Genomic DNA, 16,997 nt, shown 5'->3' with positions numbered 1-16,997 from the left:
CTTTCTGATTACAGGTAGTTAGCTGAAATCTTGTCCACGGTGCCATCGGCACGCATCGCATCCAGTGCTTTCTGCAAACGCTGAATCACCTCGTCCGGGGTGTTGAGGTTCATCGCCAGGAACAGCTGGTTATCGTTGAAGCGCAGCACGGTCACCAAGCCGTTCACGCCTTCCTGCTTGGCCATGTAACGCCCTACCGGGTCGGTTGTCGCCCACAGGTCAATTTTGCCTTCCATCAATTTGCTGACGTTTTCCTGGTCGCGCAGCGCGTTCACCGGCGTCATGCCTTTGCCTTCCAGATACTGACTGACCGAGGCGTTCTTGTAGGCGCCGAGTTTGTAGGCGTTGGCTTCTTCAAGGCTGTTGAGCTTGAGCGTGCTGCCCGGCTTGGCCATCAGCACGGCGCTGGTATTGGCCAGCGGGCCCACCCACTTGAACATCGTTTCGCGCGCTTCGGTGCGGGTGGTGGAGAACAGGCCGTAGTTGGCGTTGTCTTGCGTCAGCTTGTAGAGACGATCCCAAGGGAAGCGCAGGGTCAGGTTGTACTTGATGTCGGCGCGCTTGAACATTTCGCGCACCAGATCGGCGCTGATGCCATCGATGCCTTCGTCGCGGGCGAAGTTTTTGTCGTCGACCGCCATGTTGAAGGGCGGGAAATTCTCGGTCAGCAGCACCACTTCATAGCCTTCCGGCAATTCAGCATGGGCAGCGGCGGCGGTCAGGGCCAAGCCCAGCAACAGCGAACGTGAGATTAACTTCAGCATGATGGTGTGATGTCCTATCGACAATTTTATTGTGAGCAGCCGGGCTTCGGCGCAAGCGCGCAATCGTACAGGGAGCGTTGGAGAAATTTGTGACACAGCGCTCAGAGCGGAGCGAGCGTTTCCCGGCACATAGCGACCGGGAGTGGCAGGGGCGAGATAGACGGTTTCCAGCCATCGCGGCTCAAGCGGATCGCCGCTTTCGCCGCAATGCCTTTAGGGCCTAGAGGTAGTTATTGGTCACGTCTTCCACAAAGCCGTCGCTGCGCATTTCATCCAGCGCTTTCTGCAAACGCTGAATCACCTCATCCGGCGTATCGAGGTTCATGGCCAGATAAAGCTGCGCGTCGTTGAAACGCAGGGCGGTGGACAAGCCGCTCACACCTTCCTGCTTGGCCAGGTAGCGGCCGACCGGGTCGGTGGTGGCCCAGAGGTCGATCTTCCCTTCCATCAATTTGCTGACGTTTTCCTGGTCGCGCAGCGCATTCACCGGCGCCATGCCCTGGCTTTCCAAGTGCTGGCTGACGGCGTCGTTTTTGTAGGCGCCAACGGTGTATTTGCTCGCTTCCTTGAGGTTGCTCAGCTTCAGTGTGCTGCCGGGTTTGGCCAGCAATACCCAGCCGGTTTTCGCCAGCGGCCCCACCCATTTGAACAGCGGTTTGCGCTCTTCAGTGTAGGTGGTGGAGAACAGGCCGTAGTTGGGTTTGTCGAGGGTCAGCTTGTAGAGGCGGTCCCAGGGGAAGCGCAGGCTCAGCGAGTATTCGATACCGGCGCGCTTGAACATTTCGCGCACGATCTCGGCGCTGATGCCATCGATACCATCGTCACGAGCAAAGTTCTTGTCGTCGATGGCCATGTTGAAAGGCGGGAAGTTTTCGGTCAGCAACACCACTTTGTAGCCATACGGCAGCTCGGCATGGGCCAGCGTGCTTGCAGCCAGTGCAAGGCCCAACAACAGCGAACGGGTGAACACTTTCAGCATGATTTTGTCCTGTCTGCGATCGCATCGATCACACCGCGGACGGCATCGCTAAGCGTTCACCTGTGCATGCACGGACCCGGCACACGGCAGGTTAGGCCGCTGTTCGTTTCGTGGCGTGGCTCGAGAATATAGGTCGGTGCTCGGCAGGCTTGTGGCCCGCGTTGCGATGCTCTTCTTCTTGGAATGCCTATGTTGCAACGGGAACGTTTGGCCGCGCACCGTGGGTAGCGCGGCCGATTCGGCCCTACAGATAGCTGTTGAGGATTTCGTCGACGAAGCCCTCACTGCGCATCTTGTCCAATGCACCCTGCAGCTTCTGTACCACCTCATCGGGGGTCTCTTTATTCAACGCCAGGTAGAGTTGGGCTTTGTTGAAGCGCAGCACAGTTTGCAAACCGCTCACGCCTTCTTGCTTGGCCAGATAACGACCGGCCGGGTCGCCGGTGGCCCACAAATCGATTTGCCCATCGCGCAGTTTTTGCGCGTTTTCCTGATCACGCAGCGCCAGGATTGGGTCGAGTTTGTGCTCGGTCAGGTACTCGGCAATGGCGTCACCTTTATAAGCGCCGACCTTGTACTGCTTGGCGTCTTCGAGGCTGCTCAGCGTGATTTTGCTGTCAGGCTTGGCCAGCATGATCCAGTCGTCCGGGCCGATGGGGCCGACCCATTTGAATGAATCTTCACGCTCGGGCAAACGCGCGGTGACGAATACGCCGTAGCCAGGTTTCTCCAGCGCCAGCTTATAGATGCGGTCCCACGGGAAGCGCAGGGTCAGGCTGTATTTGATACCGGCGCGCTTGAACATCTCCTTGACCACGTCGACGGCGATGCCATCGATGTTGTCTTCCTGGGCAAAATTCTTGCCGTTGATGGCCATGTTGTAAGGCGGGAAGTTTTCGGTCAGCAGCACGATGCTGTAATCCGGGTCTACTTCGGCACGAGCACTGCCAGCGAGCACCAATACGGTGCTGGCCAGCGCAAGCAGCAGGCGTTTGAACATTTCGGTATCTCTACTTCTGAAGGTATGTGAGGCGTAACGCGCGGCCTTGGTGGCTTTATGCCAGACCTTGCGCAGCACTATGCAACTTAGCAGCCAGAATGGATCGCTGCAGCCTGAGCGTAGAGCAGCTCTAGCGCACCACAATGCCCCGGGCGGCCATATAGGCCTTCGCCTCAGGCACGGTGTATTCGCCAAAGTGGAAAATACTTGCCGCCAGCACCGCCGACGCTTTGCCTTCGATGATGCCGTCGGCCAGGTGCTGCAAATTACCCACGCCGCCCGAAGCAATCACCGGAATGCCGACGGTTTCGCTGATGGCGCGGGTAACGCCCAGGTCGAAGCCGTTCTTCATGCCGTCCTGGTCCATGCTGGTCAGCAAAATTTCACCGGCGCCCAGGTCTTCCATCTTTTTCGCCCATTGCACGGCGTCCAGCCCGGTCGGTTTGCGGCCGCCGTGGGTGAAGATTTCCCAGCGCGGTGTTTCGCCCGGTAGCGAAACCTTTTTGGCGTCGATGGCGACCACGATGCACTGCGCGCCAAAACGCGAAGCAGCTTCGCCAACGAACTCGGGGTTGAACACGGCGGCGGTATTGATCGACACCTTGTCGGCGCCAGCATTGAGCAGGTTGCGAATGTCCTGCACGGTGCGCACGCCGCCGCCCACGGTCAGCGGAATAAACACCTGGCTGGCCATGCGCTCGACGGTATGCAGCGTGGTGTCGCGGCCATCGACGCTGGCGGTGATGTCGAGAAAGGTAATTTCATCGGCACCCTGCTCGTCGTAGCGACGGGCGATTTCCACCGGGTCGCCGGCATCACGGATGTTCTCGAATTTGACGCCTTTGACCACGCGGCCATTGTCGACGTCGAGGCAGGGGATGATGCGTTTGGCCAGCGCCATGGTTCAGTCCTCAGCCGTTGTAGGCGTCGCAGTAAGCCTGGGCTTCGGCGACGTCCAGGGTGCCTTCGTAAATCGCGCGGCCGGTGATGGCGCCGATAATGCCGGGCGCCTTGGCGTCCAGCAGGGCTTTGATGTCGCCCAGGTTGTGGATGCCGCCAGAAGCGATCACCGGAATCTTGGTGGCCGCGGCCAACGCAGCGGTGAACGGCACGTTGCAGCCTTGCATCATGCCGTCTTTGGCGATGTCGGTATAAACGATGGCCGACACGCCGTCGGCTTCGAAACGCTTGGCCAGATCAATCACCTGCACGGTGCTCACTTCGGCCCAACCGTCGGTGGCAACGAAGCCGTCTTTGGCGTCGAGACCGACAATCACTTTGCCCGGAAACGCTTTGCACGCTTCAGCCACGAATTCCGGCTGCTTCACGGCTTTGGTGCCGATGATCACGTAGCTCACGCCGGCTTTGACGTAGTGCTCGATGGTTTCCAGCGAGCGAATACCGCCGCCGATCTGGATCGGCAAGTTCGGGTAGCGCTTGGCGATGGCAGTCACCACTTCACCGTTCACCGGCTGGCCTTCGAAGGCGCCGTTGAGGTCGACCAGGTGCAAACGCCGGCAACCGCCTTCCACCCATTTGGCGGCCATGCTCACCGGGTCATCGGAGAACACGGTGGAGTCTTCCATCCGGCCCTGGCGCAAGCGCACGCAGGCACCGTCTTTAAGATCGATAGCGGGGATAATCAGCATCAGTCGAACCTGCTCAAGTCTTGGAATTCGGGGAAACGGGTCAGCTCTTTTCGAGTGCCCACAAGTCGCTTTCGATGCTCATGAACCTGTCAGCCAGGTGCGCCTGCACATCGGCAATCGCCTTGTTGTAAAACAGCGGCGCCACTTCGCGGATAAACACCTCGAGCACTTCCTGGGCTTCAAAGCTGCCCAGCTCAAGCTCGAAACGGTCTTTCAGAAAGCGCTTGAGCACGGCCACCGCCGCAGCTTCCTGCGCCGGCTCCAGAGTCAGGCTGGGTGCTTTCTGTTTGCCGCGGCTCATTACCAGCGACCGTCCCAAGCGGCGAAATTCTGCAAAAGCTGCAGGCCGTGGGTGTGGCTTTTTTCCGGGTGGAATTGCACGGCGAAACGCGAGCCATCAGCCAGCGCGGCGGCAAAGTCGACGCCGTAATGACCGCGACCGGCTACCTGGCGGGCATTGGCCGCTTCGATATAGAAGCTGTGCACAAAGTAAAAACGCGCCAGATCAGGAATGCTGTGCCACAGCGGGTGATCGACGGTTTGCGCCACTTCGTTCCAGCCCATGTGCGGCACTTTCAAAGCTTCGTCGTCTTCGACCAGGTCTTTGCCGAAGAAGCGCACCTGACCGGGGAACTGGCCGATGCAATCCACGCCGCCGTTCTCTTCGCTGTGATCGAGCAAGGCTTGCATGCCGACACAAATGCCGAGGAAGGGACGGTCCTGGCTGACTTCACGCACCAGGCTGTCGAAGCCCAGGCGGCGAATTTCAGCCATGCAATCGCGAATGGCGCCAACGCCTGGAAACACCACGCGGTCGGCTTCACGAATCACCGTGGCATCGCTGGTGATCTGCACCCGGCCGGCACCTACGTGCTCAAGCGCCTTGGCCACCGAGTGCAGGTTGCCCATGCCGTAATCGATGACGGCTACCGTCTGCATTACAGGCAGCCCTTGGTCGACGGCATCTGCCCGGCCATGCGCTCATCCAGCGTCACCGCCATGCGCAGCGCGCGGCCGAAGGCCTTGAACACGGTTTCGATCTGGTGGTGGGTGTTGTAGCCGCGCAGGTTGTCGATGTGCAGGCTGACCAGCGCGTGGTTAACGAAGCCCTGGAAGAATTCCTGGAACAGGTCGACATCGAAGCCGCCTACGGTAGCGCGGGTGTACGGCACGTGCATTTGCAGGCCCGGGCGACCGGAGAAATCGATCACCACGCGCGACAGCGCTTCGTCCAACGGCACATAGGAATGGCCGTAACGCACGATGCCCTTCTTGTCGCCGATGGCTTTGGCAAAGGCCTGACCGAGGGTGATACCGACGTCTTCCACCATGTGGTGGTCGTCGATATGCAGATCGCCTTGGGCTTCGATATCCAGGTCGATCAACCCGTGACGGGCGATCTGATCGAGCATGTGCTCAAGAAAAGGCACGCCAATGGCAAAGCGCGCTTTGCCGGTGCCATCCAGATTGATAGACGCCTTGATCTGGGTTTCCAGAGTGTTGCGTTCGACGGATGCCGTACGTTCGGCCATCACCAGCTCCACGAATCTTAATGCGAAAGGGCCCGCATTATAGGCCGGCTTCCGGGTCGTCGGCCATGCTGCGTTGCGTCCTCGCTTTTAATGCTCACGTACTTGAGTACGCTGCGCTTAAAAGCTCCGGGGCGCCTTGCATGGCCTTAGCCCCGAAACCCTTGATCGAGAAATGACAAAGCCGACATTACGTCGGCTTTGTTGTGAAGCGCGGGTTAACTCACTCAGCTAAACAAGACCACGGTCTTAAGCAGCGTCACCCAAATACCCCAAGCGAGCGGGATACCTACGGCCAACCACGCAGCAATAACCAACGGCTTGCTCTTCGGATCCGCAGTCCACTCCAGATTGGCGGCGGTCTGCACGGCGTTGTCGTTACCAATGGCACGCTCGGCCGCCAGCTCGGCGTCGGTCATGAAGTGCTTGGCGGCAACTGGCTTGACCAGCGCGTTGCAGATGAAGCCCACCACCAACAGCCCCGCCAGAATGTACAAGGTGATGTCGTAGGCATCGGCCTTGGCCACGCCAACGCTCAGTTGGTATTCGCGGATGTAGTTCACCAGCACCGGGCCGAGGATGCCGGCAAACGCCCAGGCAGTCAGCAGGCGACCGTGAATGGCACCAACCATTTGCGTACCGAACAAGTCAGCCAGGTAAGCCGGCACGGTGGCGAAACCGCCGCCGTACATCGACAGAATCAGGCAGATGCTGAACACGAAGAACGCCACGCTACCCAGGTGGCCGGTCCACGGCACCAGCGCGTAGAGCATGAAGCCCAAGGCGAAGAACACGAAGTAAGTGGTTTTGCGGCCGATCAAGTCGGAGAACGACGACCAGAAGAAACGACCACCAATGTTGAACAGGCTCAGCAAACCGGTGAAGCCGGCAGCGATGATCGCGATCTGTGCCAGTTGCTCCGGGCTCAGTTCGCCAAAGCTCTGGTGCGTACCGATCAGGCGACCGGCGAACACTTCCTGCAGCAGGGGCGATGCCATGCCGATGATGCCGATACCGGCCGACACGTTCAGGCACAGCACGGCCCACACCAGCCAGAACTGCGGAGTTTTCCAGGCTTTGCTGACGTGCACGTGGCCCTTGGTGATCATTTCGTCGTTGGCTTTTTTCACCGGCGGCGTCCAGCCCTCAGGCTTCCAGCCGGTTGGCGGAACGCGGTAGGCCAGCGCACCACCCATCATGAACACGAAGTAGATAACGGCCATGACGGCGAAGGTTTGCCATACGCCGACGCCGTCCGGGCCAGCGAAGTAACCCATCAGCTGTGCAGCCAGCGGCGCGCCAACCATGGCGCCACCACCGAAACCCATGATCGCCATGCCGGTAGCCATACCGCGCTTGTCCGGGAACCACTTCACCAGCGTCGATACCGGCGAGATGTAGCCCAAGCCCAGGCCGATACCGCCAATCACGCCCGAGCCCAGCCACATGAGCCAGATTTGGTGGGTGTACACACCCAACGCGGAAATCAGCAGACCACCGCACCAGAACACAGCGGAAACCACACCGGCCTTACGCGGGCCAGCATGTTCCAGCCAGCCACCGAAAATGGCGGCCGAGCAACCGAGGAATACGAAGAACAAGGTGTACAGCCAACCCAACATCGAAATCGGCCAGTCGCAATCGCTGGCGAACACTTGTTGGAAGAAGCCCAGATCGGCGCCGCACGCCACTGGCGCGGTAATGCCAATGGCCTTGGACAGCGGCAGCCAGAATACGGAGAAGCCGTACGCCATGCCGATACACAGGTGAATAGCCAGAGCCGCAGGCGGCACTAGCCAGCGGTTGAAGCCAGGAGCAGCGATGATGCGCTCCTTGGACAGAAACGCAGACTTAGCTGCGCCGCCGGCCACTGCAAGGGCGTCAGTCATTTCGAGGATCTCTCTATGTTTTTTAGTATGGGCAGATAGGTGAAGCGGTACGAAGGCGGAAGGATATCGCCTACAGACGTACGACGACTAGGTTTGCGCGTACCATTTGTTGAACAACGCACAATTGACCCACATCAATCTTTCCCAAGAGGCTGTAGCCCAGGCATGCCGGTACTTGTAGAAGAAATAAATGAACCTTCGAGTCAGGATTTAACCGACCTGAACAAGGTGTATCAGGACGCACCCGACTGGCTGCTGGCGCCATTCGCCAGCCGCGAGCAGCTCATCGAAACTGCCCTCAGCCGGCGACAACTAATCGCCGGGCGCTTCAACGACCGACTGTTGGGCGCGGCCCTGCTGGAAAAAGGCGAAAACGCCTGGCGCTTGTCGCACCTGTGCGTACGTGCCGTCACCCGCAAGCGTGGGGTGGCGCGGCGTTTGTTGGCTGAAGTGCGACGCCTGGCAGACGCAGCGGGCAAACCACTGCACCTGGCCGCACCCCAAGGCCACCTCGAAAGCCAAGCGCTGGCCGCCAAAACCGGCCTGGTTCTGCATTCGCTGTAACGCCCCGCCCCAGCCTGGGCACAGCAGCGGAACCACGGCCGCGCGTGCCCATCCAATCCTCGAGCCACTGCCACCGCTGGTCGGCGTTATACTCCGGCATCGTTTTTTCCCGTCTTCGCGCTGCTTTTCAGCGCTCACCAACAAGGAATCGTCCATGAAATCGTTTGGCAAAATCCTGGGTCTGTTCTTCCTCGGAGTCTTGCTGATCCTCGTGGCGCTGGGCTTTGCCCTCACCCACTTGTTTGATCCCAACGACTACAAAGACGAAATCCGCCAGATCGCCCGTGACAAAGCCAACCTCGAGTTGACGCTCAATGGCGACATCGGCTGGAGCCTGTTTCCCTGGCTAGGCTTGGAATTGCACGACGCTACCCTGGCCAGCGCCACCACGCCGAACCAGCCATTTGCCGACCTGCGCATGATCGGCCTGTCGGTGCGCGTATTGCCGCTGCTGCGCCGCGAAGTGCAAATGAGCGACATCAAAGTCGACGGCCTCAACCTGACCCTCGCCCGCGACGAACAAGGCCGTGGCAACTGGCAAGACATCGGCCGTCCGGCGAAACCGGCCGCACCCGCCGACGCCGGCCAAGCGCCGCAAACAACGCCGCCAGCCAACGAAGGCACGCCAGACACCAAGCCGTCGCAACCGATGAAACTCGACATCGACAGCCTGACCCTGGCCAACACCCGCATCGATTACAAAGACGCCAAGACTGGCCGCCAATTCAGCGCCGAAGGCATCGAACTCACCACCGGCGCTATCCGCGAAGGCGCGAACATTCCGCTGAAACTCACCGCCTTCCTCGGCACCAACCAACCGGTACTGCGCGCCAAAACCGAACTGGCCGGCGAACTGCGTTTCGACCGCGCCCTCAAGCGCTACCAGTTCGAAGACCTGAAACTCTCAGGCGAAGCGTCGGGCGAGCCGTTGAACGGCAAAACCGTCACCTTTGCCGCCCAAGGCCAACTGCTGCTCGACCAAGGCGCCCAAGTCGCCGAATGGAACGGCCTGAAATTCTCCGCCAACCAATTGCGCGCCCTCGGCGAGCTGAACGTGCGCGAGCTGGACAAAGAACCGCAACTCACCGGCGGCCTTTCCATCGCCGAATTCAACCTGCGTGAATTCCTCGACGGCATCGGCCACCCGGCGCCAGCAAGCGCGGATGCCAACACCCTGAGCAAAGTCGAGCTGGTCGCCCGCCTGCAAGGCAATGCCAACAGCTTGGCTTTCAACGAACTGAAACTGAAAGTCGACGAAAGCGCCTTCACCGGCAGCCTGGCCGTCACCGACATCGCCAAGCAGGCCTTAAGCGTTCAGCTCAAGGGCGACAAGCTCAACCTCGACAACTACCTGCCAGCGAAAAAGAAAGAAGACGAGCCGCGCAGCAACCGCCAGAACGAAGTCAGTGGCACCCTCGCCAGCGCTGGCCGCGACGGCAACAGCGACCTGCCCAACCCGCCGAGCCAGCAAGCCTGGAGCGAAGAGCCGGTGCTGCCCATCGACCAACTGCGCAAAGTGACCGCCGACCTCAACGTGGGCCTCGGCCTGCTCACCGTCGACAAGCTGCCAATCGAAAACGCCAGCATCAAAGCCAACGCCAAAGACGGCCTGCTGACCGTGGAAAACGTGCGAGGCGATCTCTACAACGGCAACTTCAACGCCACCGCCAGCCTCGATGTGCGCCCGGCTGTGCCGCTGTTGAGAGTGCAGAAACGCATCAGCCATGTACCGGTGGAAAAACTCCTCGCCACGCAAAAAGAAAAACCGCCCGTGCGCGGCCTGCTCGACCTCAACGCCGACTTCAGCACCAGCGGCAACAGCGAAAAAACCTGGATCGAAGCCCTCAACGGCAACGCCAGCTTTGCCCTTAGCGACGGTGCGCTGATCGACGCCAACCTCGAACAGCAACTGTGCAAAGGCATCGCCACCCTCAACCGCAAGTCTTTGAGCAGCGAGCCACGCAGCAAAGACACCCCGTTCGAACAACTGGACGGCACCCTCAGCGTGCGCAACGGCGTGGCCAACAACCCCGACCTGAAAGTGCGCATTCCGGGTCTGCGCGTAAACGGCAACGGCGACATCGACCTGCGCGTGCTGGGCATGGACTACCGCGTGGGCATCATCATCGATGGCGACAAGAGCGACATGCCAGACCCGGCCTGCGAAGTGAACAAACGCTACGTCGACATCGAATGGCCGCTGCGCTGCCGTGGTCCGCTGGAACTGGGCGCCAAAGCCTGCCGCCTGGACAAAGACAGCATGGGCAAAGTGGCCGCCAAACTGGCCGGCGACAAACTCAATGAAAAACTCGAAGAGAAGCTCGGCGACAAAGTCAGCCCGGAACTCAAAGATGCACTCAAGGGCCTGTTCAAACGATGAACCCCGAGCAATTCAGTAACGCGGTACTCGACTGGTACGACCGCCACGGCCGCAAAGACCTGCCCTGGCAGCACAACATCAGCCCGTACCGCGTTTGGGTGTCGGAAATCATGCTGCAGCAAACCCAGGTGAGCACCGTGCTGGGCTACTTCGACCGCTTTATGGCCGCCCTGCCGACCGTAAAAGCCCTGGCCGAAGCCCCCGAAGACGAAGTGCTGCACCTGTGGACCGGCCTGGGCTACTACACCCGCGCCCGCAACCTGCAAAAGACCGCGCAAATCGTCATGACCGAGCATGGCGGTGAGTTTCCCCGCAGCGTCGAACAGCTCACCGATCTGCCCGGCATCGGCCGCTCGACCGCAGGCGCAATTGCCAGCCTGTCCATGGGCGTGCGTGCGCCCATTCTCGATGGCAACGTCAAACGCGTACTGGCCCGCTACGTCGCCCAAGAGGGCTACCCCGGCGAGCCAAAAGTGGCCAAACAACTGTGGGACGTCGCCGAACGCTTCACCCCGCATGAGCGCGTCAACAACTACACCCAAGCGATGATGGATTTGGGCGCCACACTCTGCACCCGCAGCAAACCCAGCTGCCTGCTGTGCCCGCTACAAAGCGGCTGCCAGGCGCACATGCTCGGCCTGGAGATTCGCTACCCCATCGCCAAGCCGCGTAAAACCCTGCCGCAAAAACACACCGTGATGCCGATACTCGCCAACCGCGACGGCGACATTTTGCTCTACCGTCGGCCATCCACCGGCCTGTGGGGCGGCCTCTGGAGCCTGCCCGAACTGAGCGAGCCTGCCGCCCTGGAAACCTTCGCCCTCCAACGCGGCTTGACCCTTGGCAGCCGCCGCGAACTGGCCGGCATCACCCACACCTTCAGCCACTTCCAACTGGCCATCGAACCGTGGCTCATCCACGTCGAGAGCAATACCCCCAGCGTGGCCGAGGCCGACTGGCTCTGGTATAACCTCGCCACCCCGCCCCGCCTGGGGCTTGCCGCGCCAGTAAAAAAACTGCTGAAACGCGCCGCAGACGAATTGAACGCTGGAGAACCGACATGACCCGCACCGTACATTGCCGCAAACACAAACAAGACCTGCCGGGTCTGCCCCGCCCGCCGTACCCCGGCGCCAAAGGCGAAGACATCTACAACAACGTCTCCCAGCAAGCCTGGGACGAATGGCAAAAACACCAGACCCTGCTCATTAACGAGCGCCGCCTGAACATGATGAATGCCGAAGACCGCAAATTCCTCCAGGCCGAGATGGACAAATTCCTCTCCGGCGAGGAATACGCCCAAGCCGAAGGCTACGTCGCGCCTAGCGATTCCGAGAAAAAATCGTAAGCGCCCGGATTAATTAAATATTTTTAAAAAAGCGTGTTGACAGAGGTGCTTCAAATCCGTCTAATAGCGCCCCGTTGGCCCAGGTAGCTCAGTCGGTAGAGCAGGGGATTGAAAATCCCCGTGTCGGCGGTTCGATTCCGTCCCTGGGCACCATTACATCTAAGCCCCTGATTCCTAACGGTTTCGGGGGCTTTTTGTTTCTGGCCTCCTCAGCTGCGCCCCAAAAGTCGTACAAAGGAGGCGTACAAAGTGGGTGCCATGACAACCCTTTCCAGATGCCCGAAGACCGGCAACTACCAATACCGCAAAACCATCCCGGAGAAGCTTCGCGCTCTGATAGGGCGCGGGAGAGAATGGAAGGTGTCCTTCGGGACCAAGTCGCTGGCTGAAGCCCGCGTCCTCTTCTCCGCCGAATCCGCCCGCTGCGAGGCTGCACTTGCGCTGGCCCGCGCCAGCTTACGCGGCGAATCCACCCTGCTGCCCGCCGACGCTCCAAAGTTGGCCGACCGGTGGGCCGCTGCCGAACTGTCCAGTTGGGAGAGCGACCCGGATCGCATCACCCAGTTCCTTGCGTTCTCTGGTGATGAAGCGTTCAACCCCAACGAGATTCTTGCAGGTCCACGTGACCGCAGCCTCCAAGGAATCCTGACGGACGCTATTCGGCAAACGCTGACCTCTACAGGTCACCCCGTTCCGGCATCGTCGACCTCAGCCTACGCCGCACTTCACCAGGAGTTCTACGGGGCTTGGCGCACGCTCTGCGAAACGGCGTTACAGCGTCATGGTGGCGATTGGCGAACGACCCCCACCCTACCCTCAGCCTTGCTCCCGCTTTCACAAGAACAGCGCACACAAGAGCGTATAGCGGCGGGGCTGAAGCTTTCGCAAGTGTTCGCGCACTGGGCGGAATCTAAGCGCCTGGACAGCAAAGGCTTGAGCGACATGTCGAAGACAATCGCCGAGTACGAAGACAGCATGCTCCGACTTATTCACGTGGTCGGCGATGTCCCTGCTGCTGCCGTAACAAAAGCAACCATCCACAACCTCCGCAACCTCCTGGGCAAATTGCCGAAAGGACGCTGGAAGCCGGGCGTGTCAGTGGATTCCTTGCAGTCCCAGGTTGAGCGTGGCACGTCCACAACCATGAGCCTGGCTACCATACGGAAGAAGCTGACGGCTCTGTCGACTGTGTTCCGGTTTGCCTGCGACCGCCTCGAAGCGCTGCCTGAAGACCCGGTATCCGCATCCGGCGTGTTACGCGACCTTCGCCTTGCAATCAACAAAGGGACGCGCAACCAAGACAAGGAGGACAAGGGTTACACCCGAACTGAGTTGGTCACGATCCTATCCAGCAGGTTGTTCAAGGACAGTTGGACGCCTCCACGTGCCGATTACGGCAAAGCGTTGTACTGGCTGCCACTTTTGATGGCATACACAGGGGCGCGCCGGGAGGAAGTCGCACAGCTCCTCGCTGCGGACCTTGAGCAAGACGAAATGTCCGGGGTGTGGTGTATGGCCATCCGACCAGGTGACGGCAAGACGCTGAAGACCGCAAGCAGTCGGCGCAGGGTTCCGCTGCATGATGACCTCATAGCCCTTGGCCTCCTCGACTACAGGAATTCACTTCCACTCAATGGCCGCTTGTTCCCGAAGCTGAAGCCGCACAAAGATGGCCTCGGCCACGCCATCGGCAAAACTTGGGACAAGTACCTGCGGGAGGAAGTGAAGCTCCAGACGGCCGCCAAGCCAGCACACGGCTTTAGGCACGCCTTCAAGACGATGTGCCGTGAAGTTGAAATCCCCAAGGAAGTCCACGACTGGCTGACAGGGCATTCCGCCTCCAACGTGGGGGACACCTACGGCAGCGCCCCAATAGCCCGCATGGCCAAGGAACTAGAGAAGTATCCCAGCATAGCCCGCATGGCTGGACTGCTGACCTAGCTGGCTGTTTACTCGGTAACCAATCCAGCATCAAAGAGGCGGCCAAATGATAAGCGTGTTTGTAGACAACAACGCCTGGGACATCCTCTACCAACGAGGAATCGACTTGTGCGATGCCCTTCCCGCCTCCGAATTCGGACTTGCCATCACCGGAGAGGCCGAGTTCGAGATTGCGAGCATCCCAGACCAGGGCCTGCTCGCCTACGTACGCGCCAGTATTGGCTCGCGACGAATCCCGACAGACAGCTACTTTGGCTTTGGGACTTCCGGACTGCCACCTGACCAACAACGGGTTGCGGGCTTTAACAGAGGCCGCTTCGCCAGCCTGACCGAGACCACGATCCTGGCCGCAGAGTCTAAGAGGATCAAACCGACCAAGCGCCCGACCGGCCTGTTCAAAAATGAGGCCGATGTATCGCTTGCAGCCCGCTCGCCTCACTCCCTCCTGCTTACCTGTGACAAGAAAGGCCTTCTTGGACAGGTTGAATCCAAGTACGGGGCCACGGTGGTGGACCTCTCCAGTTGGCCTCAGGGAATCCCACTTGGCGACTTCATTCGGAGTCACTGGAAGGGCAACCAAAACGCCAGGGGGAGGGACACGTAAGCGCCCTGCATCCCCCCCTGGTCAAGTGATAGGTTTTTAAGCCCGGCGCCTAGGAGTAACGAGGCCTTCGGCTAGATGAGGGCTCCGAGAGCCCATCATGTGGAGCCCTCGTTAGAAGTCACCAGCTACCATGGAGCCGGCTTCTTCAGCGCGCATCCTAGCGACCTCCATGCCTAGCTGGTGGTGGTCAACGTCGCCCTCCATGGTGTCGTTGTCCTCCGTGGTCGCTGGCTGGCTGACCTTGGGCTTGTACTTCGCTAACAAGAACGCAATACCGTCCGGCCTGTCTACGTCCCGGGCCAGCTCCCGGATAGCCTCGGCAAAGTCCTTCTCCTCATGCCGTCCGTCCACGCCGAACGCGGCTTGGACAATATCCATCTTGATGAGGTGTCGCCGGCCTGCACCGCTGGTGCGCTTGTTCGGCTCCTGGCGCTCCCGCTTGAATTGCCCCCAGGTGATGACGCTCAAGCGGCTCCAGGTGGTCTTTCGCTGCCAGTACGCCTGGAGCTGGTGTTCGAGCTTGTCCCGTGGCGCCTGGGGGTCAATCCTCCCGACCTTGGCGCCTTCTTGCCGGACAGCATCACGGAACCGCTTGATGGTGTTCTCTGACACGCCCAGCAAGGCGGCAGCTTCCTTGACCGCCATCTTCCGGTAGGTATCTCGCTCCAGGTTCATTGCCGTCCAGGCGTTCTCCGTGCGCTCCAGTGGTGAAAGGGACTGGACCACCTGGGGGTTTGCCAGGCGAGCTGCGTCCATCGCATCGGCAAAGCCAAGGCCAGGCAACACCGCGACGTGCGCCGTTTCAATTCCAGCTTTCTGGAGAGCGGCCAAGCGGTGGTGACCGTCCACCAACCAGTAGCGAGTGGGCACGTGGTGGGATTGGTCCGCACCAGGGGCCAGCTCATAGGAGCCGCCTTCTTCGGCTGCGACCACCGACAAGGGGACCTGTTGCCCTTTGGCTTTCATGCTGCGGATCAATTGGTTGATGTGGTCTTTGTACCGCTTGGCGTCGCTGTGCTCCTTGTACTTCTGCATGCCGACGTTCCTGTTCTGGAGCTTCGGGTTCGTGAGGATGGCGTCCAAAGGGATGGATTGAAGTCGTCCCGTCATGGCTTAGCGGCTCCGCACGATTGGGCCCAGGGCAGCCCAACGTGGCTCCTCCCGGTCGGTCTTGGAAAGGTCCAGTAGGTCGCCATCGTCCCAGGCAAACCCAGCGGTGAGGACCAAGTCCATCGCTTCGGCCAGGCGTGTGTCGCGGCATTTCTTCTTGCCCAGGGTACAGGCCAGGGTGGTCAGTCGGTTCAAGTGGTCAGGGCGTAGGTGCAGGTTGAGGCGCACCAACTTCTGTGGGGAGTTCATGGATCAATGTCCTTTTTTGATAGGTGTGCGAGTACGTCCCGCCTGGTCAAAGTCCTGGCAGGGGCGAAGGTCGCTGTTAGGGAGAGTTTCTAGGTCGGTGCAGCGTGGGTGACGCGAGGGAAATGGCTTCGTGCAAGGGGTGGCCGTAAATCAACCCGGGGGCCGGTTCGGGTCGGCTGGAGTTCGCCCTTGCTCCTTTCCTTCAAGGAAGGGCACTAATTCATACTGCCCAGTTCACAGTGGCTGTGACGTCCTGGACGCTGGATTAACTGAAGACTGGGGGCAAATCTCCGTGCGGATCGGATGAAGCCCCCCCCGGAAGGCTCCTGCTTAATCGCCTGCTTTGGCGTTCTTGATGGCGCGCATGACGGTGCTGGTGCTGACATTCAAAAGGTGGGCGGCTTCCCGGATGCTGGTTCCCTTGCCCACCAACGCCAAGATGTCAGCATGCTTTTGCTTGTTGACTCCCCGCCCCTTGTAGGCGCCGTTCTTCACGGCCTTGGCGATGCCTTCGGCTTGGCGTCGACGACGGTCTTCGTAGTCCTTACGGGCTACGGCAGCCAGCATATCCAGCAGCATGTCGTTAATCGCGGCCAACATCCTGGAAGTGAAGGCGTCAGAGGCGGCGTCGGGATTGCCCATGAACTGGTGGGAGGTGGGCAAGTCCAGCGCAACCACACGGACCTCCTTGGCCTTGATGATGCTTCGGAGCTTTTGCCAGTCGGCGTCGGTCAGGCGTGATAGTCGGTCGACTTGCTCAACCAAGAGGATGTCACCGGGCTGGGCGTGGTCGAGGAGTTTGAACAGCTCGGGCCGCTTCAATGACGCCCCGCTTTCGTTCTCCAAGTAAGGCGTGCCGATGGTCCGGCCGTGCTGCTTGGCAAAGTCCTCCAGCGCCTGGGTAGCGCGGGTGGCATCCTGTTCCGTGGTACTAGCGCGAAGGTAAGCGCGGACGTGCATGACGATCTGGTCCTTGTGGTCGTTTAAGTGA

The 16,997-nt window shown here is 60.1% G+C and carries 18 protein-coding genes and 1 tRNA gene; 7 read left to right on the top strand and 12 right to left on the bottom strand.

Features of this window, described 5'->3' with window-relative positions; translation table 11 throughout:
* Positions 1-8 precede the first annotated feature (8 nt).
* The 9 genes from AC0IW7_RS14035 to AC0IW7_RS13995 all read right to left on the bottom strand — a co-directional run bounded on the left by AC0IW7_RS14035 (position 9) and on the right by AC0IW7_RS13995 (position 7,810).
* Complete coding sequence (locus AC0IW7_RS14035) at positions 9-764, bottom strand: substrate-binding periplasmic protein (RefSeq protein WP_463383968.1); 756 nt, start codon at positions 762-764, stop codon at positions 9-11.
* Between the two features lie 220 nt (positions 765-984).
* On the bottom strand, positions 985-1,743 hold the full coding sequence (locus AC0IW7_RS14030; protein ID WP_471818796.1) for a substrate-binding periplasmic protein: 759 nt from the start codon (positions 1,741-1,743) through the stop codon (positions 985-987).
* 244 nt (positions 1,744-1,987) lie between these two features.
* Positions 1,988-2,743 carry a substrate-binding periplasmic protein gene (locus tag AC0IW7_RS14025; protein ID WP_471818794.1) on the bottom strand — a complete coding sequence of 252 codons (756 nt, stop codon included), beginning with the start codon at positions 2,741-2,743 and terminating at the stop codon, positions 1,988-1,990.
* Between the two features lie 130 nt (positions 2,744-2,873).
* Positions 2,874-3,644, bottom strand: a complete 771-nt coding sequence (gene hisF / locus AC0IW7_RS14020) for an imidazole glycerol phosphate synthase subunit HisF (RefSeq protein ID WP_122449511.1) — start codon at positions 3,642-3,644, stop codon at positions 2,874-2,876.
* A 10-nt stretch (positions 3,645-3,654) separates the two neighbouring features.
* Positions 3,655-4,392 (bottom strand): 1-(5-phosphoribosyl)-5-[(5-phosphoribosylamino)methylideneamino]imidazole-4-carboxamide isomerase, encoded by a 738-nt coding sequence (hisA, locus tag AC0IW7_RS14015; protein WP_122493340.1) that lies wholly within the window; start codon positions 4,390-4,392, stop codon positions 3,655-3,657.
* Between the two features lie 40 nt (positions 4,393-4,432).
* Positions 4,433-4,693: a DUF2164 domain-containing protein gene (locus AC0IW7_RS14010; RefSeq protein ID WP_471818793.1), complete on the bottom strand. Its 261-nt coding sequence runs from the start codon at positions 4,691-4,693 to the stop codon at positions 4,433-4,435.
* Positions 4,693-5,331: an imidazole glycerol phosphate synthase subunit HisH gene (hisH, locus tag AC0IW7_RS14005; RefSeq protein WP_471818791.1), complete on the bottom strand. Its 639-nt coding sequence runs from the start codon at positions 5,329-5,331 to the stop codon at positions 4,693-4,695. Before hisH ends, AC0IW7_RS14010 begins: the two co-directional genes overlap by 1 nt.
* Positions 5,331-5,924 carry an imidazoleglycerol-phosphate dehydratase HisB gene (gene hisB, locus AC0IW7_RS14000; RefSeq protein WP_122493343.1) on the bottom strand — a complete coding sequence of 198 codons (594 nt, stop codon included), beginning with the start codon at positions 5,922-5,924 and terminating at the stop codon, positions 5,331-5,333. Before hisB ends, hisH begins: the two co-directional genes overlap by 1 nt.
* Positions 5,925-6,148: 224 nt before the next feature.
* Positions 6,149-7,810, bottom strand: coding sequence for an OFA family MFS transporter (locus AC0IW7_RS13995; protein ID WP_122493344.1), 1,662 nt, complete (start codon positions 7,808-7,810; stop codon positions 6,149-6,151).
* A gap of 165 nt (positions 7,811-7,975) precedes the next feature.
* On the opposite strand from AC0IW7_RS13995, the gene AC0IW7_RS13990 reads away from it, so the two are divergent.
* The 7 genes from AC0IW7_RS13990 to AC0IW7_RS13960 all read left to right on the top strand — a co-directional run bounded on the left by AC0IW7_RS13990 (position 7,976) and on the right by AC0IW7_RS13960 (position 14,647).
* On the top strand, positions 7,976-8,374 hold the full coding sequence (locus AC0IW7_RS13990) for an acetyl-CoA sensor PanZ family protein (protein ID WP_471818788.1): 399 nt from the start codon (positions 7,976-7,978) through the stop codon (positions 8,372-8,374).
* 154 nt (positions 8,375-8,528) lie between these two features.
* Positions 8,529-10,754: an AsmA family protein gene (locus tag AC0IW7_RS13985; RefSeq protein WP_471818786.1), complete on the top strand. Its 2,226-nt coding sequence runs from the start codon at positions 8,529-8,531 to the stop codon at positions 10,752-10,754.
* Entirely contained in the window at positions 10,751-11,818 is a 1,068-nt protein-coding gene (gene mutY, locus AC0IW7_RS13980) for an A/G-specific adenine glycosylase (protein WP_471818784.1), read from the top strand. Before AC0IW7_RS13985 ends, mutY begins: the two co-directional genes overlap by 4 nt.
* Positions 11,815-12,102, top strand: a complete 288-nt coding sequence (locus AC0IW7_RS13975; RefSeq protein WP_108096435.1) for an oxidative damage protection protein — start codon at positions 11,815-11,817, stop codon at positions 12,100-12,102. Before mutY ends, AC0IW7_RS13975 begins: the two co-directional genes overlap by 4 nt.
* A 77-nt stretch (positions 12,103-12,179) precedes the next feature.
* Positions 12,180-12,255 (top strand) — tRNA-Phe (locus tag AC0IW7_RS13970).
* 105 nt (positions 12,256-12,360) lie between these two features.
* Positions 12,361-14,043 carry a DUF6538 domain-containing protein gene (locus tag AC0IW7_RS13965; protein ID WP_471818782.1) on the top strand — a complete coding sequence of 561 codons (1,683 nt, stop codon included), beginning with the start codon at positions 12,361-12,363 and terminating at the stop codon, positions 14,041-14,043.
* 46 nt (positions 14,044-14,089) lie between these two features.
* Complete coding sequence (locus AC0IW7_RS13960; RefSeq protein ID WP_471818781.1) at positions 14,090-14,647, top strand: hypothetical protein; 558 nt, start codon at positions 14,090-14,092, stop codon at positions 14,645-14,647.
* A gap of 111 nt (positions 14,648-14,758) precedes the next feature.
* Here AC0IW7_RS13960 and AC0IW7_RS13955 read toward each other — a convergent pair whose 3' ends face one another.
* From AC0IW7_RS13955 to AC0IW7_RS13945, 3 genes are all read right to left on the bottom strand, one after another.
* Positions 14,759-15,757, bottom strand: coding sequence for a ParB/RepB/Spo0J family partition protein (locus tag AC0IW7_RS13955; protein ID WP_471818779.1), 999 nt, complete (start codon positions 15,755-15,757; stop codon positions 14,759-14,761).
* Between the two features lie 3 nt (positions 15,758-15,760).
* Complete coding sequence (locus AC0IW7_RS13950) at positions 15,761-16,006, bottom strand: hypothetical protein (protein ID WP_471818777.1); 246 nt, start codon at positions 16,004-16,006, stop codon at positions 15,761-15,763.
* Positions 16,007-16,336: 330 nt separating this feature from the next.
* Positions 16,337-16,966 carry a recombinase family protein gene (locus AC0IW7_RS13945; RefSeq protein ID WP_471818776.1) on the bottom strand — a complete coding sequence of 210 codons (630 nt, stop codon included), beginning with the start codon at positions 16,964-16,966 and terminating at the stop codon, positions 16,337-16,339.
* Positions 16,967-16,997 lie beyond the last annotated feature (31 nt).

Source organism: Pseudomonas sp. AC229 (assembly GCF_979254655.1).
Note: the sequence above shows the minus strand (reverse complement) of the source record. Positions and strands in the feature narration are given on the sequence as shown.

What these genes read in the sequence shown, in the direction of transcription:
- AC0IW7_RS14035 (WP_463383968.1), bottom strand. Translation starts at nt 764, where the DNA reads ATGCTGAAGTTAATCTCACGTTCGCTGTTGCTGGGCTTGGCCCTGACC.
- AC0IW7_RS14030 (WP_471818796.1), bottom strand. Translation starts at nt 1,743, where the DNA reads ATGCTGAAAGTGTTCACCCGTTCGCTGTTGTTGGGCCTTGCACTGGCT.
- AC0IW7_RS14025 (WP_471818794.1), bottom strand. Translation starts at nt 2,743, where the DNA reads ATGTTCAAACGCCTGCTGCTTGCGCTGGCCAGCACCGTATTGGTGCTC.
- hisF (WP_122449511.1), bottom strand. Translation starts at nt 3,644, where the DNA reads ATGGCGCTGGCCAAACGCATCATCCCCTGCCTCGACGTCGACAATGGC.
- hisA (WP_122493340.1), bottom strand. Translation starts at nt 4,392, where the DNA reads ATGCTGATTATCCCCGCTATCGATCTTAAAGACGGTGCCTGCGTGCGC.
- AC0IW7_RS14010 (WP_471818793.1), bottom strand. Translation starts at nt 4,693, where the DNA reads ATGAGCCGCGGCAAACAGAAAGCACCCAGCCTGACTCTGGAGCCGGCG.
- hisH (WP_471818791.1), bottom strand. Translation starts at nt 5,331, where the DNA reads ATGCAGACGGTAGCCGTCATCGATTACGGCATGGGCAACCTGCACTCG.
- hisB (WP_122493343.1), bottom strand. Translation starts at nt 5,924, where the DNA reads ATGGCCGAACGTACGGCATCCGTCGAACGCAACACTCTGGAAACCCAG.
- AC0IW7_RS13995 (WP_122493344.1), bottom strand. Translation starts at nt 7,810, where the DNA reads ATGACTGACGCCCTTGCAGTGGCCGGCGGCGCAGCTAAGTCTGCGTTT.
- AC0IW7_RS13990 (WP_471818788.1), top strand. Translation starts at nt 7,976, where the DNA reads ATGCCGGTACTTGTAGAAGAAATAAATGAACCTTCGAGTCAGGATTTA.
- AC0IW7_RS13985 (WP_471818786.1), top strand. Translation starts at nt 8,529, where the DNA reads ATGAAATCGTTTGGCAAAATCCTGGGTCTGTTCTTCCTCGGAGTCTTG.
- mutY (WP_471818784.1), top strand. Translation starts at nt 10,751, where the DNA reads ATGAACCCCGAGCAATTCAGTAACGCGGTACTCGACTGGTACGACCGC.
- AC0IW7_RS13975 (WP_108096435.1), top strand. Translation starts at nt 11,815, where the DNA reads ATGACCCGCACCGTACATTGCCGCAAACACAAACAAGACCTGCCGGGT.
- AC0IW7_RS13965 (WP_471818782.1), top strand. Translation starts at nt 12,361, where the DNA reads ATGACAACCCTTTCCAGATGCCCGAAGACCGGCAACTACCAATACCGC.
- AC0IW7_RS13960 (WP_471818781.1), top strand. Translation starts at nt 14,090, where the DNA reads ATGATAAGCGTGTTTGTAGACAACAACGCCTGGGACATCCTCTACCAA.
- AC0IW7_RS13955 (WP_471818779.1), bottom strand. Translation starts at nt 15,757, where the DNA reads ATGACGGGACGACTTCAATCCATCCCTTTGGACGCCATCCTCACGAAC.
- AC0IW7_RS13950 (WP_471818777.1), bottom strand. Translation starts at nt 16,006, where the DNA reads ATGAACTCCCCACAGAAGTTGGTGCGCCTCAACCTGCACCTACGCCCT.
- AC0IW7_RS13945 (WP_471818776.1), bottom strand. Translation starts at nt 16,966, where the DNA reads ATGCACGTCCGCGCTTACCTTCGCGCTAGTACCACGGAACAGGATGCC.